15 protein-coding genes are annotated in these 14,933 nt (G+C 40.8%); 7 read left to right on the forward strand and 8 right to left on the reverse strand.

Annotated elements, in window-relative coordinates:
• Window positions 1–46: 46 nt before the first annotated feature.
• From M998_RS06930 to dolP, 3 genes are read left to right on the forward strand one after another with little or no spacing between them, the layout of a single operon-like run.
• Complete coding sequence (locus tag M998_RS06930; RefSeq protein WP_068441697.1) at window positions 47–427, forward strand: YraN family protein; 381 nt, start codon at window positions 47–49, stop codon at window positions 425–427.
• A gap of 23 nt (window positions 428–450) precedes the next feature.
• Window positions 451–1,041, forward strand: a complete 591-nt coding sequence (gene diaA, locus M998_RS06935; protein WP_068440896.1) for a DnaA initiator-associating protein DiaA — start codon at window positions 451–453, stop codon at window positions 1,039–1,041.
• Window positions 1,042–1,050: 9 nt separating this feature from the next.
• Window positions 1,051–1,626 carry a division/outer membrane stress-associated lipid-binding lipoprotein gene (gene dolP / locus M998_RS06940; RefSeq protein ID WP_068440893.1) on the forward strand — a complete coding sequence of 192 codons (576 nt, stop codon included), beginning with the start codon at window positions 1,051–1,053 and terminating at the stop codon, window positions 1,624–1,626.
• 63 nt (window positions 1,627–1,689) lie between these two features.
• On the opposite strand, the gene mtgA is transcribed toward dolP, so the two are convergent.
• The 3 genes from mtgA to arcB form a co-directional block, all read right to left on the reverse strand.
• Entirely contained in the window at window positions 1,690–2,412 is a 723-nt protein-coding gene (gene mtgA / locus M998_RS06945) for a monofunctional biosynthetic peptidoglycan transglycosylase (RefSeq protein WP_068440890.1), read from the reverse strand.
• An 8-nt stretch (window positions 2,413–2,420) separates the two neighbouring features.
• Complete coding sequence (gene elbB / locus M998_RS06950; RefSeq protein WP_068908176.1) at window positions 2,421–3,071, reverse strand: isoprenoid biosynthesis glyoxalase ElbB; 651 nt, start codon at window positions 3,069–3,071, stop codon at window positions 2,421–2,423.
• A 232-nt stretch (window positions 3,072–3,303) separates the two neighbouring features.
• Window positions 3,304–5,649 carry an aerobic respiration two-component sensor histidine kinase ArcB gene (gene arcB / locus M998_RS06955; protein ID WP_068440885.1) on the reverse strand — a complete coding sequence of 782 codons (2,346 nt, stop codon included), beginning with the start codon at window positions 5,647–5,649 and terminating at the stop codon, window positions 3,304–3,306.
• A 168-nt stretch (window positions 5,650–5,817) separates the two neighbouring features.
• Here arcB and M998_RS06960 point away from each other — a divergent pair, with 168 nt between their 5' ends.
• Window positions 5,818–7,182: a glutamate synthase small subunit GltD family protein gene (locus tag M998_RS06960; RefSeq protein ID WP_068908177.1), complete on the forward strand. Its 1,365-nt coding sequence runs from the start codon at window positions 5,818–5,820 to the stop codon at window positions 7,180–7,182.
• 114 nt (window positions 7,183–7,296) lie between these two features.
• Here the strand turns inward: M998_RS06960 and sspB are convergent, their stop codons facing one another.
• The 5 genes from sspB to zapE all read right to left on the reverse strand — a co-directional run bounded on the left by sspB (window position 7,297) and on the right by zapE (window position 11,213).
• Complete coding sequence (sspB, locus tag M998_RS06965; protein WP_208326945.1) at window positions 7,297–7,794, reverse strand: ClpXP protease specificity-enhancing factor; 498 nt, start codon at window positions 7,792–7,794, stop codon at window positions 7,297–7,299.
• A gap of 14 nt (window positions 7,795–7,808) precedes the next feature.
• Entirely contained in the window at window positions 7,809–8,450 is a 642-nt protein-coding gene (gene sspA / locus M998_RS06970) for a stringent starvation protein SspA (protein ID WP_068440879.1), read from the reverse strand.
• A 478-nt stretch (window positions 8,451–8,928) separates the two neighbouring features.
• On the reverse strand, window positions 8,929–9,321 hold the full coding sequence (gene rpsI / locus M998_RS06975) for a 30S ribosomal protein S9 (RefSeq protein WP_068440876.1): 393 nt from the start codon (window positions 9,319–9,321) through the stop codon (window positions 8,929–8,931).
• A 15-nt stretch (window positions 9,322–9,336) separates the two neighbouring features.
• Entirely contained in the window at window positions 9,337–9,765 is a 429-nt protein-coding gene (rplM, locus tag M998_RS06980) for a 50S ribosomal protein L13 (protein WP_068440874.1), read from the reverse strand.
• A 317-nt stretch (window positions 9,766–10,082) separates the two neighbouring features.
• Entirely contained in the window at window positions 10,083–11,213 is a 1,131-nt protein-coding gene (zapE, locus tag M998_RS06985; protein ID WP_068440871.1) for a cell division protein ZapE, read from the reverse strand.
• A 294-nt stretch (window positions 11,214–11,507) separates the two neighbouring features.
• On the opposite strand from zapE, the gene zapG reads away from it, so the two are divergent.
• The 3 genes from zapG to degS all read left to right on the forward strand — a co-directional run bounded on the left by zapG (window position 11,508) and on the right by degS (window position 14,878).
• A complete protein-coding gene (gene zapG / locus M998_RS06990; protein WP_068440868.1) occupies window positions 11,508–11,912 on the forward strand; it encodes a Z-ring associated protein ZapG in 405 nt (134 codons plus the stop codon).
• A 373-nt stretch (window positions 11,913–12,285) separates the two neighbouring features.
• Window positions 12,286–13,680, forward strand: a complete 1,395-nt coding sequence (locus tag M998_RS06995; protein ID WP_068908211.1) for a Do family serine endopeptidase — start codon at window positions 12,286–12,288, stop codon at window positions 13,678–13,680.
• A 133-nt stretch (window positions 13,681–13,813) separates the two neighbouring features.
• Window positions 13,814–14,878 carry an outer membrane-stress sensor serine endopeptidase DegS gene (gene degS / locus M998_RS07000; RefSeq protein ID WP_068440865.1) on the forward strand — a complete coding sequence of 355 codons (1,065 nt, stop codon included), beginning with the start codon at window positions 13,814–13,816 and terminating at the stop codon, window positions 14,876–14,878.
• The last annotated feature ends 55 nt before the right edge of the window (window positions 14,879–14,933 follow it).

Genomic DNA, 14,933 nt, shown 5'->3' on the forward strand with positions numbered 1-14,933 from the left:
AACGCAAGCAATCAGGATGATTGCCTATTTTTCAGACAAGGACGTCATGCAAGCAATAAAAAAATCATTAAAATGGTTAACTGGCCGGTACTATGAAAATCAAGTGCTCGCTTTCCTAAAGCAACAGGGGTTAACCTTTGTCGAACGCAATGCCAGAAATCGCCGTGGTGAAATTGACCTTATCATGCGAGATAAAACGGGTTGGATATTTGTTGAAGTGCGTTTTCGCAAGAATTGTGATTACGGCGACGCACTTTTATCAGTAAACTGGCATAAACGCAAAAAACTGTTAGCCGCAGCAAAATATTGGCTAGCACAAAGACACGAAAGCTTCGAAACTAGCGCATGTCGTTTTGATATCTGTGCCATCACGGGTAACCAATTTGAATGGATACAAAACGCATTTAACGATAGTGACTATACATAGTTAACTTCACAGGAAATAAGTAAGTGCTGGATAGAATAAAAGTTTGTTTTACAGAAAGTATTCAAACTCAGATAGCAGCAGCTGAAGCGCTGCCTGATGCGATTTCTCGAGCTGCAATGATGATGGTGCAATCATTGCTCAACGGTAACAAAATTTTGTGCTGTGGTAACGGCGCATCAGCGGCAACAGCACAACGCTTTGCAACGAGTATGATACATCGATTTGAAACGGAACGCCCTAGCCTGCCAGCACTGGCACTCAATACGGATAATGCCGTACTGACTGCAATTTTTGGTAGTAAGCAACCATCAGAAATTTATGCGAAACAAGTCAGAGCATTAGGCCAACATGGTGATGTTTTGCTGGCAATTTCAACCCATGGTAATAATAGCGATATTATTAAAGCGGTTGAAGCTGCGGTAACGCGTGATATGACGATTGTTGCACTCACCGGATACGATGGTGGTGAGCTCGCTGGGTTACTTGGCCCACAAGATGTTGAAATTCGTATACCTTCACAACGTAGTGTGAGGATCCAAGAAGTTCATCTTCTTACTGTTAACTGTTTGTCAGATCTGATAGACAACACTCTTTTCCCCCATCAGGATGATTAAGGAGACAAAATGCGATTAATCCCGATTTTTGCCATATTATTCAGTACAGTACTTTTACAAGGTTGTATTGGTGCGGCAGTCGTTGGCTCTGCAGCTGTAGCAACTAAAAGTGCCTCAGATCCACGTAGTGTCGGTCAGCAAGTTGATGATGGAACGTTGGAAGCCCGTGTTAGCGGACAACTTAACAAAGACAAAGATATCACCAGCAAAGCGCGTATTATCGCCACCGCTTATAAAGGCAATGTTTTACTGACGGGACAAAGTCCTGATGCGGCCTGGGCTGAACGTGCTAAGCAAATAGCGTCTAATGTTGAAGGTACGAGTGCTGTTTACAATGAAGTTCGTAATGGCGAACCTGTCGATTTAGGTACTGCATCAAAAGATACTTGGTTAACAACTAAAGTTAAATCTAAGATCTTGGCTAGTGATAGCGTGAAGTCAGGTAGTGTCAAAGTGATCACCGAGAACGGTGAAGTATTCTTATTGGGTGTATTAACAAGACAAGAAGCTGACGCCGCGGCAAAAATTGCTAGCGAAACTGATGGTGTTCGTCGTGTGACGACCGCGTTTACTTATCTCAATTAATCATAAACAATAATATATTGGTATAAAAACAAAAGCCGTGTGTTAAAAATCATGGCTTTTGTTTTAATCTGGTCGGACATCGTTGATTTTCAGAAAATTCTTACCTCCTAGTAGGTGCATCTGATTCAGTATCCAAGCCTGCCTTTTCAATACATATGAAGAGGGTGATTTTACGCTATATCTATGTGGATTTGGTAAAACAGCGGCTAATAGCGCAGCTTCCTCCATCGAGAGCTTGCTAGCTGGCTTATTAAAGAATTTTTTAGATGCTTCTTCTACCCCAAAAACCCCGTCACCAAACTCTACTATATTAAGATAAACAGTCAGTATTCTTGTTTTAGACCACAGAACCTCCATTACTGGTGTCATTGCAGTCTCAAAACCTTTCCTTACCCAGCTTCGACCATCCCATAACCATAAGTTTTTTACCGTTTGTTGAGAGATAGTAGAAGCCCCTCTAACTGTCTTTTTTTTACTCTGATTATGTTTATATGCCCGCTCTATTGCATCCAGATCAAAACCCCAATGATGTGGGAAATTTTGATCTTCGGCAGCAATAACGGCTAAATAAAGGTATGGCGAAATGTGACGTTCGTCTACCCAATCAGAGTGAGATACATAAGAAAAATTAAAGTTTAGCCATGCAGATATTTGCCGCTCCATCATCACAGCAGAAAATGGTACTGGCACATATTTGAATACGATGACAGAGCCAAACCAAATGATTAATAATAAAACTGTGACTTTCTTTAACCAGTACCACAATCGGGAAACAAGAGTTATCATTCAATTAATCACGCCATTTCCAATACTTTCTCAACGAGTTTATTAATACCTATATTTGCCTCGCCAATTGATTGAGCCAGCATATAAGCAGGCGTTGTAACAACCTTGTTACTTTCATCAACAACAATGTTATCGACGGTACACTCAATATGCTTCCCACCCATTTTGACTATTTCAGCAATCGTTTCACTGTCATTACCAATCGTTAATTCAACTGAAGTATTTAACATTTTCGGAAGCATCACTGGTGCAATGCACATCAGCCCTAGCGGTTTTTTCTGCTGATGCATTTGCCTTACTAAACTTAATAGTTCTTTATTAATTTCACAATCGCTTCCTTTAACTGCAAAATCACATAAATTTTTTGCTGCGCCAAAACCACCCGGAATTATGAGTGCATCCAGCTTAGAGGCATCCGCAGAAGACAAAGGTGCTATTTCTCCACGTGAAATACGTGCAGACTCTTCCATTTGATTGCGTTTATCTGTTTTTAACTCACCATTAATATGATTAATAACAGTTGGTTGGAATTCATCAGGTGCAAAAAAATGAACTTTTGCATTATTATTGCTTAAAGCAAGCATTGTTAGCACAGATTCATGCACTTCACTTCCATCAAAAACACCACACCCACATAAAATAACCGCAATTGATTTCATATCTGACTCCATTTGTAGTAAATTATCTCTCGATCGCTTAAGCTAGCAAACATCAATCTTCATCACAGATTTTAATGATTCTTGTAACAGATTCGCTAAATTTTGGTATCTTGGTGTTGTTCTGTTAAGCGATGAACATGATTTAATGATTTGCCAAGAATGAAAACCATAGGCAGATCAACGATTTCCCTGGTGTTGGCGCAGTATTCGCGCACCCCAACTTCGGTTGGGGTTATTTTTTTGTACGGCCATCAACCCAGTTTCTTAAAGTTTCTATATCTTTTTTCCAATCCTGCTTTAATTCATCAACCCATTCTTGAACATTATCCCACCATGCTGGTAAATCAGGTGATTGGATTTGCTGAGCAATTTTCTGTAAGTTCTTTAAGCCAATAGAGCCCGCGGCACCTTTTATTTTATGACCTTCTTCGACAATTCCTTTCTGGTCTTTCGCGACCATGTTTGAATCGAGTATCGCTAAATAGCCGGGAAGCATTTTTTCAAATACATCTAACCCGTCGTATATCAATTTCGGCCCAACGAGCTCAAGGTATTGCTCCAGCATATCGATATCTAATATCGATTCATCAACATCAACAGAAGTTTCATCTTTTTCATGCCCTTCACCTTGATACATACTCTCCCCCCAAAACTGTTCAATAATTTGAGTTAGGGCAGGAACAGATAGCGGCTTGCTTAATACGCCATCCATCCCTGCGTCAAAGTACTCTTTTTTATCTTTTAACACGTTGGCAGTTAACGCAATCAGCGGCGGTAAATCGGCTTTATCATACTGTTGCTTAAGCTGGCGAGAAATATCTAACCCCGTCATGTCAGGCAATTGGATATCGAGCAAGACTAGGTCGTATTCTCCCGGTGAGAACATCGCTAAAGCATCCTTACCGTTCATCGCCACATCAACAGTGTTTCCTAAGTTCTCAAGCACAGAACACGCCACAACCACATTCAGCTCGATATCTTCCACCAATAGGATATGTAAAGCCGGCAACGGGTAGTCATCTTCACTCTCTTGTTGTTCGACAATTTCTTCCTCTACAACAGGCGCAGCAATTGAAAGCGTAAAGGTTGAACCTTTCCCAATTTGGCTTTCAACTTGAATATCTCCGCCCATATTTTGTGCTAGTCGACGCGATACAGAAAGTCCAATCCCCGTTCCAGTCGCCGGTTTTCCACCCGCAGAATCTGTTACTTGGTAGTACATGGCAAAAATTTTATCTAGCTCATCTTGCGGAATACCGATGCCACTATCTTCAACTCTAAAAAATAATTTATTTTCAGCTTCTTGCCAGATACTCAGTCTCACTTCCCCTTGTTGGGTAAATTTGACCGCATTACCAATTAAATTCCAGAGGATCTGGCGCAGACGCGTACCGTCGGTGAGCACTTTTTTCGGTAGGGCGGGTGCCACATCCATGACAAATTTGAGCCCTTTAGGTTGAACTAATAAGCCACTTAGATTTTCAAGATCATCGACAAATTCGGATAATGTAATCGGTTGATTATCGAGCTGGACTTTACGTCGCTCAATTTTATCCATTTCAATCACATCATTAAAAATATTGCCCAACGTGATCGCGCTTACATGGATTGTTTTGAGATAGCTTAATTGCTCTGCGGTTAATTCGGTATCTAATAAAATTCGACTCAGTCCCACAATCCCATTAAGCGGCGTACGCAGCTCGTGACTGATCGTTGAGATAAAGGTTGTCTTTTCCCTGCTCGCACTCTCTAAAGCTTCCTGATAGCGCTTACGCTCGGTTATATCGCGTCCGAAGCCCATGAGACCATGACGTTTTCCAACACGGTCATAAAAAGGAACCTTACGGAGTTCAAAACACGCTTTACGCCCATCGGGATATACAAGCCACTGCTCATAGGTTAATGACACATTATGTCGGAATACTTTTTCATCAGTTTCCATCACTTTAGACGCAATTTCTGCATCATAAATATCTAAAGGGGTTAAACCAACGAGGTGTTTTTCGCTTTTACCGGTCAACAATTCCATGGCTCGGTTACAGCCTGAAAATTCATTATTTTCATTGCGGTAATAGACTAAATCAGGGGATGCATCAAGGAATGAACGTAGCAATACCGATTGCTGTTCAAGTTCAATCTTAGTTTGTTCTCGATACTGCATTTCTTGTTTAAGTTGTTCTAATAATTCTAAATGCGCTCGTTCTGCTTTTTCTCGCTCGACAATCTCTAAGTTGAGCTGTTCAATATTGCCTTGCAGTTGAGTATTGAGATCAGCATCACGTTTTCTCATGACTTCAAGCTTATCAACCATTCGAGATAAGCGCTGACGGGACTCTTCAAGTTGTTCAACGACAATAGATAAAAAATAAACGGCTAAAGGGGTGATAATTAACCCGAAAAAAATGGAGCCAACCATGTCTAAGCTATCAACTTGCCCTCGTAACACGATGGTCACTGCCATTTGCATTATCATGGCAAGCACAACTAATGCAGATGCGAGTAATAAAGAAAATCGCACCAATCCTAGCTTCATCATTAGGTCAACATAGTATTGTGCAAGACCGCGAAGTACTTTCATAACCACCCCTTAGTAAAATTCTCTTTGAATCATATATCAAACAGGCCAATTTCGGATGCTTATTCATGTAAAATGTCGATCCCGCTCATTCAATAGCCATTTATTATGATTAGTGTTAAATAACAGACTGTACAGATTAAAATCAGAATAAGTACAGCGAGGACAAGCATGCATAACAACACATTTAATCCACTACGCGTTGAACCACCTAAAAAAGCCTTAAATATTCGAAAAATAGAATTTGTCGAAATTTATGAACCACTCAATGCGATTGAAGTGCAATCACAAGCGAAACGCTGCCTTTCATGTGGTAGTCCTTATTGTGAATGGAAATGTCCTGTCCATAACCCGATCCCTATTTGGCTAAAATTAGCCGCGGAAGGGCGTATTATTGAAGCCGCAGAGTTATCCCATCAGACAAATAGTTTACCCGAGGTATGTGGTCGGGTTTGCCCACAAGATAAGTTATGCGAAGCAGCCTGTGTATTACATGATGATTTTGGTGCGGTCACTATTGGCTATGTCGAACGCTATATTAATGATGCCGCATTAGAACTTGGCTGGCGTCCTGATCTTTCTCATGTTAAGTACACGACTAAACGCGTTGCAATCATCGGTGCGGGACCCGCCGGACTTGCTTGTGCTGACGTACTTGCCAGAAATGGCATCCACGCCACCGTTTTTGATCGTCACCCTGAAATTGGGGGTCTGCTCACTTTCGGTATCCCCGAATTTAAATTAGAAAAAAACGTAATGACTCGGCGTCGAGAGATATTCAGTTCAATGGGGATTAACTTTCAATTAAACATCGAGATAGGCCGTGATATACACCTAGATAGCCTTATTAATGGATATGACGCTATTTTTATAGGAACAGGGACCTATCAGTCAATTAGTGGTCAATTACCTAACGAGAGTATACAAGGCGTTTATGAGGCATTACCTTATTTAATTGCCAATACACGACAACGCATGGGATATCACCAAACACCTCTTCAACCTTATCTCAATTTACAAGATAAACGGGTTCTCGTGCTAGGAGGTGGTGATACTGCGATGGATTGTGTTCGGAGTGCGATTCGACAAGGAGCCCAACAGGTTACTTGCGCATATCGTCGCGATAAAAATAGTATGCCCGGTTCTCCTCGGGAAGTTGCCAATGCACAAGAAGAAGGAGTTCAGTTTTATTTTAATTTACAAGCTACTCAGATTGAAGCCGATCAATTGAACCATGTTCATGGCGTCACATTCAACCATACCCATAAAAATGTAAAACACTTTATTGCGGCTGATGTGGTTATCATCGCATTTGGTTTTCACCCGCATGCAATGCCATGGTTAGAAAATTATCAGGTAAAACTTGATGATAAAGGACGAATTCAAGCAAATCGAGATACAGATTTACCTTATCAGACATCTAATCCTAAAATATTTGCAGGTGGTGATGCTGTCAGGGGATCGGATCTAGTCGTAACCGCGATTGCTGATGGCCGAAATGCGGCTGAAGGAATTATGTTATATTTAGGTGTTTAATGAAGATAAACTTAATCAGGGTATTTGGTATTGTTTTCTAGTGATTCAAAAAAACAGAGAGAAGTTCCCTCTGTTTTCATCAAAATACACAATACTGCTATTGGTCAATCAGCGCTATTTAACCACTCTTAACGCAGGTCGACCTTTTGGCGGTCTTGGCGGTTCGTCATCTGGAGAAGCAGACTCATCATCTTGTGCTTCACTTTGTATTTCAGCTTCGTGAACTAAAGTGATTTTATCAGCAAGATCTTCTTCCGAAGTCTCAAACTCAGCTGATAATGCCGCATCATACGCTGCTTCAGGTTCAAACATCATACCTGCACCATTTTCACGGGCATAAACTGCCATTATAGCAGCCATTGGTACATAAACCTGACGTGGCACACCACCGAAACGTGCATTAAAACGCACATCTTCATTGGTAATTTCAAGGTTACCAACCGCTCGAGGAGCAACATTCAATACAATTTGCCCGTCACGAGCAAATTCCATTGGAACATTAATATCAGGAACGGTGACATCAACCACCAAATGCGGAGTCATATCGTTATCGAGCAGCCACTCGTAATGTGCGCGTAACAGATAAGGGCGACGAGGTGTCATTGGTGCCATTTCAATCACTGTGCTTAGCCTCTGATCGTTGGGCGCATTTCACGCTCTAACTCAGTCAATGAAGCTAAGAAAGCATCACGCTCAAACACTCTTTGCATATACATCTGTAGAGGTCTGCTGCTCAAATCTTTTAATTCGATGCCTAATATTGGCAAACGCCATAATAGTGGTGCAAAATAACAATCTACCAAGCTAAACTCATCGCTCATAAAGAAATCTTTTTCTTTAAAGATAATAGAGATAGCCAGTAATTCTTCCGTTAATTGCTTACGGGCATTTGAGCTTTCGAGTGAATTGCCTTTTTCAATTTTGTGCATCAAAGAATACCAATCGTTCTCGATACGATTCATTAATTGACGGCTAGTCCCACGCGCTACTGGGTAAACTGGCATTAATGGAGGATGAGGGAAACGCTCATCAAGATATTCCATAATAATCAATGGGTTATACAGAGTCAGATCACGATCAACAAGAGTCGGAACACTCTGATACGGGTTTAAATCAATAAGATCTTGAGGCAGATGACCAGGTTCGACATTTTCAACCTCAACACTAACACCCTTTTCAGCCAATACGATACGGACTTGATGGCAAAAAATGTCAGTTGGGCTTGAGAATAATGTCATTACCGAACGTTTATTAGGAGCGACAGCCATTAAAACCTCCAAATTACAAAAATGGACGAAACAGTAATTAATTTTTTAATTACCCATTACCCATTTTTAAATCCCCTGTACTCAACTTTCAAAAATCCATATCGAAAGCCAGCACAACCCTCTCACAAAATAAAGTGAGAAATTATGAAATAAAAAAACAGGCACATATTCTAACAGATTTCGCACAACTTAGGGGGACTAAGTAGGAAAAAGCCTAACTTAATTTCAGAAAACAAGAAAACGAAGAACCAAAACAGTAAATTAAACTACAAAAAACAAAAATAAAACAATATTAACCTTAGAGTTAACTCCACTCTTTGCTGCATTAAGATCAGTTAAATTATCAATAAATTATTTTAAATAACAAAAAACAATATTTATCCCATTTAAAATAATTTATCTCACGTTAATTAAGGTAATAAAAAACCCGCCATAAAGACGGGTTTTTTCATCAATTTCATGCCCAGAGGGCAATAAATTAACGCTTGGAGAACTGTGGACGACGACGAGCTTTACGCAGACCCACTTTCTTACGCTCAACAGAACGCGCATCACGGGTAACAAAACCAGCTTTACGCAGATCAGAACGAAGAGTTTCGTCGTAAGCCATCAGTGCACGAGTAATACCGTGACGGATTGCGCCTGCTTGACCTGAAATACCACCACCTTTAACAGTGATGTACAGATCAAATTTTTCCAACATTTCAACCAACTCTAGCGGCTGACGAACGACCATGCGCGCAGTTTCGCGACCAAAGTACTGTTCCAGTGAACGCTGATTGATTGTGATGTTACCGCTACCCGGCTTAATAAAGACACGAGCAGATGAGCTTTTGCGGCGACCAGTGCCGTAGTATTGATTTTCAGCCATTGCTTATAATCCCGATTAAATGTCAAGAACTTGCGGTTGTTGTGCCGCGTGGTTGTGCTCATTACCTGCGTAAACTTTCAGTTTACGGTACATTGCACGACCCAGAGGCCCTTTTGGCAACATGCCTTTAACCGCGATTTCAAGCACACGCTCAGGACTACGAGCGATCATTTCTTCAAAAGTCGCTTGCTTAAGTCCACCTACATAGCCAGTGTGGCGATAGTAGATTTTGTCTTCGCGTTTATTGCCGGTAACAGCAATTTTCTCTGCATTCAGAACGATGATGTAATCACCCGTATCTACGTGCGGAGTGTATTCTGCTTTATGCTTTCCGCGTAAGCGGCTAGCAATTTGTGTTGCAAGACGGCCTAAAGTTTTGCCATCTGCATCAACAACGTACCAGTCGCGTTTTACGGTTTCTGGTTTAGCTGTAAAAGTTTTCATTAAAACTTACCCAATATTGAAGTTACACGTTGGTGAACACTCGTGTTCATAAGCTTTGCGAGGTTCACACGACTTTTTGTCCAGTAAACCTACCCCTTCGAGCAGCCTAACTGGCAGTAATGCATTATTTTTTGGGAAATAAAAAATAATGCTGTAACGTGGGGTCGCAAGATTATAGAGAACTCCGAGATAAAAATCGACCCCAAATGTATTTTTTTTACGTTTTAATGAATAAGCAGTACAATTTGTACTTTAATTATACGAATAATGCCATTAAATCCCGCTTCCCCACTTATTGGTGACAAAAAGTAACTAAATTAAGTCAAATGAGGGAGCTTTAAATACTCTTCACTCTGCATTTCCTGTAAACGAGACAAGCAACGTTGATACTCAAACACTAATAGCTGGCCTTGATATAAGGATTCCATCGGAACTTCAGCATTAATAATCAACTTCACTTTACGCTCATAAAATTCATCGACTAATGCAATAAACCTTCGGGCTGAGTTTTCTTCTTGTCTTCCCATCACCGGCGTATCATATAAAAGTACGGTGTGATAACAATTTGACAGATAGATATAATCATTCTGGCTACGCGCCTCTTCACACAGCACTTTAAAGCTGATAGCGAGAACGCCTTCTGTGGAACTAATTGCCTGCATCTTCCGGTGATTAACATCTAATACCGGATTTTGCTCGCCCTTCTTACCCGCTAATTTAACGAACACCTCGTTTAGGTGCTGGCGAGTTTCATCATTGATTGGCGATAAGAAAAGATGAGCTTGTGTCAATGTGCGCAAGCGATAATCGATGCCAGCATCGACATTCATTACTTCACAGTATTGTTTAATTTGTTCAATTGCCGGTAAAAAACGCGCTCGCTGAAGGCCGTTACGATATAAATCGTCAGGAATAATATTTGACGTAGCAACCAGCGTGATCCCTCGAGCAAATAGCCCTTCTAATAAGGTTCCCAAAATCATTGCATCGGTGATATCAGACACAAAAAATTCATCAAAACATAAAACGTCGGTCTGCTTTTTAAATTCATCAGCAATAATTTCTAGTGGGTTTTCTTGCCCTTGCAATGACATTAAGTCTTCTTGGACTTTCTTCATAAATCGATGAAAGTGCAAACGAAGCTTCCGATCACCCGGCAAGCTTTCGTAAAACATATCCATTAACCATGTTTTTCCTCGCCCAACACCACCCCACATATAAAGCCCTTGTACTGGCTCATTGTGTTTAATCTGCGTTTTACCCAATAAACGACCAAAACGTTGCTTTAGCCCTGACGTTTTTTCATTAGTAGAGGACGGTGGAATGCTCAAAAGCTGTTGATATATCTTATCTAAGCGTTCGACAGCACTCTTTTGTACTTCATCAGGTTGATAGCTACCATCGGCCAGTGCCTGTTGGTAACGTATGGTAGGGGTTATCGGTGACATTAACTGAATAATCCTTAAAAATTTTTCGGTTTTTTTACTGTTATATGATATACACTGCCTTTATTATAGCCAGATTCAGTTATCATTTAACTTTCGGTTAACGAGTCGTCATAGAGTAAGGAAATTTACCTTTATATTCCACTCTTTAGTTATTACAGGTAGTACCTGTCATCGTTTAAGTTGCCATTTTCAGCACATAACGCAAAGACGACACGCAACCTGAATTATTTAAGGTATAGTTAGGATAACTAAGCTTTAATCTCGATGAACATTGAAGTAAACGAAGGAGTCAGCATGACTTGGGAGTATGCACTAATAGGATTAGTTATTGGTTTTATCATCGGCGCATTGGTTGTCCGTTACGGAAATCCAAAACTTCGTCAACAAAAAACAGCGCAAGCTGAGTTAGATAAAAAAAGTACTGAACTCGAAGAGTACCGTAAAGAGCTGGTCGGCCATTTTGCTCGCAGCGCTGAATTACTGGATAATATGGCCCGTGATTACCGTCAGCTATATAAGCACATGGCACAAAGTTCATCCGAATTAATGCCTGATTTGCCCGCACAAGATAATCCATTCAATTATCGCTTAACGGAATCCGAAGCTGATAACGATCAGGCGCCTGTGAAAATGCCACCTAGAGATTACTCTGAAGGTGCATCAGGTCTGTTTCGTCCAGTAGACGAAAAAGAGAAGTAACCTTTTATTCAAAATTGCCAGTAAAGCCCATTTACTGGCAATTTCCTATCATAATCGCTTAACTTAGGGCGATACTCCCTGTGTTATTCTAAAAAAACACCAATAAACGATACTATTCGAAATATCCTCTCGTTATAAACATTTTGTTTTATTTCAATACTGTATAGAAGTTAAAGTTTCATTTAAGTTGCATGTAAATAGATGTAAAAGAATGGATAGTCGCTATCCGTTTCTGGAACTTTTACGCATAATCCATGGTCATAGTCTTCAGTAAAATTAAATTTAACACCAACAAATATTTCGGGCACAGTGTGTTTACTGGATGCTTCACACTCTGCATTGATATGTTATTTTTGAGAGAATCTACGGAATGATGAAAAGAAAAAATTTCTTTCTTACCGCTGTTGCAATGAGCTTAGGGTTAACACTTTCAGCTATCCCAGCGATCAGCAGTGCTGCGTTACCTGCAACTTTACCCGCGACAGAGCAAAACCAAAATATGCCAAGCTTGGCACCAATGCTTGAAAAAGTGTTGCCTGCCGTCGTGAATATTCATGTTTCTGGTACTCGTGTGCAGAACCAACAAATCCCTGAAGAACTTAAATTCTTCTTTGGCCCGAATGTGCCGTCACAGCAACAAAGTGTACGCCCATTTGAAGGGTTAGGATCAGGGGTAATTATTGATGATAAACAAGGTTATATATTAACGAATAACCACGTTATTGAAGGTGCTGATAAGATTAAAATTCAGCTCAATGACGGGCGTGAAATTAATGTTGAATTGATCGGTAAAGATGCGCAAACGGATATCGCATTACTAAAAATATCCAATGCTAAAGATATTAAAAACTTAACCGCAGTCAGCATGGCTGATTCAGACAAACTGCGTGTTGGTGATTTTGCCGTGGCTGTAGGTAACCCATTCGGGTTAGGTCAAACTGCCACTTCAGGGATCATTTCAGCCTTGGGCCGTAGCGGTTTAAACCTTGAAGGTCTTGAAAACTTTATCCAAACAGATGCATCTATCAACCGCGGTAACTCGGGTGGCGCACTTGTGAATCTCAATGGTGAACTGATTGGTATTAATACTGCGATCTTAGCACCTGGCGGCGGTAATATCGGTATCGGCTTTGCTATTCCAAGCAATATGGCGAAAAACCTGAGTGAGCAGTTAATTAAGCACGGTGAAGTCAAGCGTGGAATTTTAGGTATCAAAGGGGCAGAAATGACCTCTGATATTGCGCAAGCCTTCAATATTGATGCTCAACGTGGTGCTTTTGTTAGCGAAGTTATGCCAAAATCTTCTGCGGCAAAAGCAGGCATTAAGTCCGGTGACGTATTAGTCTCTGTTGATGGTAAACGCATTAATAGTTTTGCTGAACTAAGAGCCAAAATTGGTACTAGCCAAATTGGCAAAGAAATCACGCTTGGCTTGATCCGCTCAGGTAAGCCAATGGATGTTAAAGTGGTTTTAGAAAATAACGAAGGCGAAACCACAAAAGCTGAAAAGTTAAGTGAATCACTGCTAGGCGCAACAATTTCTAACGCAACAGTGAGTAACACTAAAGGTGTGCAAATTGATAGTGTCGCACCAAAATCACCTGCGGCTGCTATTGGTTTAGTCAAAGGTGACTTAATCTTTGGGGTGAATGATTCACGTGTTGAAACTATTGACCAATTCCGCAAAATAATTGATGCAAAACCGCCTGTACTTGCAATGAAAGTCCTACGCGATGGCGAAACGTTGTACTTGTTGATGCGAAACTAATTATCAAAATTGAGTCCTAATACCAATAAAACAGGTACAGTATCATTCTGCTGTACCTGTTTTTTTATGTTATGCTCAAGATATCTTAATTAAATAGCTGAATATTCGGTATATCCTGTGGTGAAAAGCTAATATGGTAAAAAAGCTTATTTTGTCAGTCATGCTTGGGTTATTAACCGCCTTAATTATTATTGTTACGGTTCCCTCACTACGCCCACAAGGTCTTGCGGACTTACTCTATGGTAAAACCAACAGCGAACCCGTCAGCTATAATAAAGCCGTTCGTCGAGCAGCCCCTGCTGTTGTTTATGTCTACAGTAGCTCTAAAGGCAGCTTTTCTCAGTCAGGCCGAGAGCTAAAGTCTTTAGGCTCTGGTGTGATCATGACTGCAAATGGTTATATCATCACAAATAAGCATGTGGTTGATAACCCAGACCAAATTCTTGTCGCCTTACAAGATGGTGCTATTTTTGATGCACTACTTGTCGGGTCTGATTCCTTAACCGATCTTGCTGTCCTAAAAATTGAAGCCGATAATCTCCCCGTGATCCCAATCAACACTCAGCGCATTACGCATGTCGGTGATGTCGTCCTTGCGATTGGTAATCCTTATAATATTGGACAAACGGTGACACAAGGAATTATCAGTGCAACAGGTCGCGTAGGCCTAAGCTCCACTCGCCGGCAAAACTTTCTACAAACGGATGCCTCGATTAATTCAGGTAACTCAGGGGGCGCTTTGATTAATACCGAAGGCGAACTCATCGGTATTAACACGCTATCTTTTACCGCAGGTCAAGGTGTTACCTCTGAAGGACTCAGCTTTGCTATTCCGACAGAACTTGCCGCTAAAATTATGGGTAAACTTATCCGTGATGGCCGAGTTATCCGCGGTTATATTGGTATTACTGCACGCGAGTTACCACAAATACGCTCTAATAATAACAATATCAATCAAATTCAAGGCTTGCGAATATTCCAAGTTGCCCCAGACGGTCCAGCAGATAAGTCAGGAATTGTCCAAGGGGATATCATTCTTTCCGTTGATGGCAAGCCAGCAATATCCGCGGCTGAAACGATGGACTTAGTCGCCGAAATACGTCCCGGCAGCAAAATCTCAGTTCAAGTTTTACGTGATGGTGAAATCAAAAATATTGATGTCGTCATTGAAGAAAATCCTGACGGTCAAGCTAGCTAAATGCTAAAAAGTTCACTTGAAACTTAAAATGAATTCAAATAAAAAAGGTTGTTCA

The sequence above is a fragment of the Providencia heimbachae ATCC 35613 genome, assembly GCF_001655055.1.
Lineage (GTDB): Bacteria > Pseudomonadota > Gammaproteobacteria > Enterobacterales > Enterobacteriaceae > Providencia > Providencia heimbachae.

Excerpts from the sequence above, each read along its gene's own strand:
- sspB (WP_208326945.1), bottom strand. The coding sequence starts at position 7,794 with ATGGCACCAATGACACCTCGTCGCCCTTATCTGTTACGCGCACATTAC.
- degS (WP_068440865.1), top strand. The coding sequence starts at position 13,814 with ATGGTAAAAAAGCTTATTTTGTCAGTCATGCTTGGGTTATTAACCGCC.
- arcB (WP_068440885.1), bottom strand. The coding sequence starts at position 5,649 with ATGAAAGTACTTCGCGGTCTTGCACAATACTATGTTGACCTAATGATG.
- M998_RS06930 (WP_068441697.1), top strand. The coding sequence starts at position 47 with ATGCAAGCAATAAAAAAATCATTAAAATGGTTAACTGGCCGGTACTAT.
- mtgA (WP_068440890.1), bottom strand. The coding sequence starts at position 2,412 with ATGATAACTCTTGTTTCCCGATTGTGGTACTGGTTAAAGAAAGTCACA.
- rplM (WP_068440874.1), bottom strand. The coding sequence starts at position 9,765 with ATGAAAACTTTTACAGCTAAACCAGAAACCGTAAAACGCGACTGGTAC.
- zapE (WP_068440871.1), bottom strand. The coding sequence starts at position 11,213 with ATGTCACCGATAACCCCTACCATACGTTACCAACAGGCACTGGCCGAT.
- elbB (WP_068908176.1), bottom strand. The coding sequence starts at position 3,071 with ATGAAATCAATTGCGGTTATTTTATGTGGGTGTGGTGTTTTTGATGGA.
- sspA (WP_068440879.1), bottom strand. The coding sequence starts at position 8,450 with ATGGCTGTCGCTCCTAATAAACGTTCGGTAATGACATTATTCTCAAGC.
- rpsI (WP_068440876.1), bottom strand. The coding sequence starts at position 9,321 with ATGGCTGAAAATCAATACTACGGCACTGGTCGCCGCAAAAGCTCATCT.
- zapG (WP_068440868.1), top strand. The coding sequence starts at position 11,508 with ATGACTTGGGAGTATGCACTAATAGGATTAGTTATTGGTTTTATCATC.
- M998_RS06960 (WP_068908177.1), top strand. The coding sequence starts at position 5,818 with ATGCATAACAACACATTTAATCCACTACGCGTTGAACCACCTAAAAAA.
- dolP (WP_068440893.1), top strand. The coding sequence starts at position 1,051 with ATGCGATTAATCCCGATTTTTGCCATATTATTCAGTACAGTACTTTTA.
- M998_RS06995 (WP_068908211.1), top strand. The coding sequence starts at position 12,286 with ATGAAAAGAAAAAATTTCTTTCTTACCGCTGTTGCAATGAGCTTAGGG.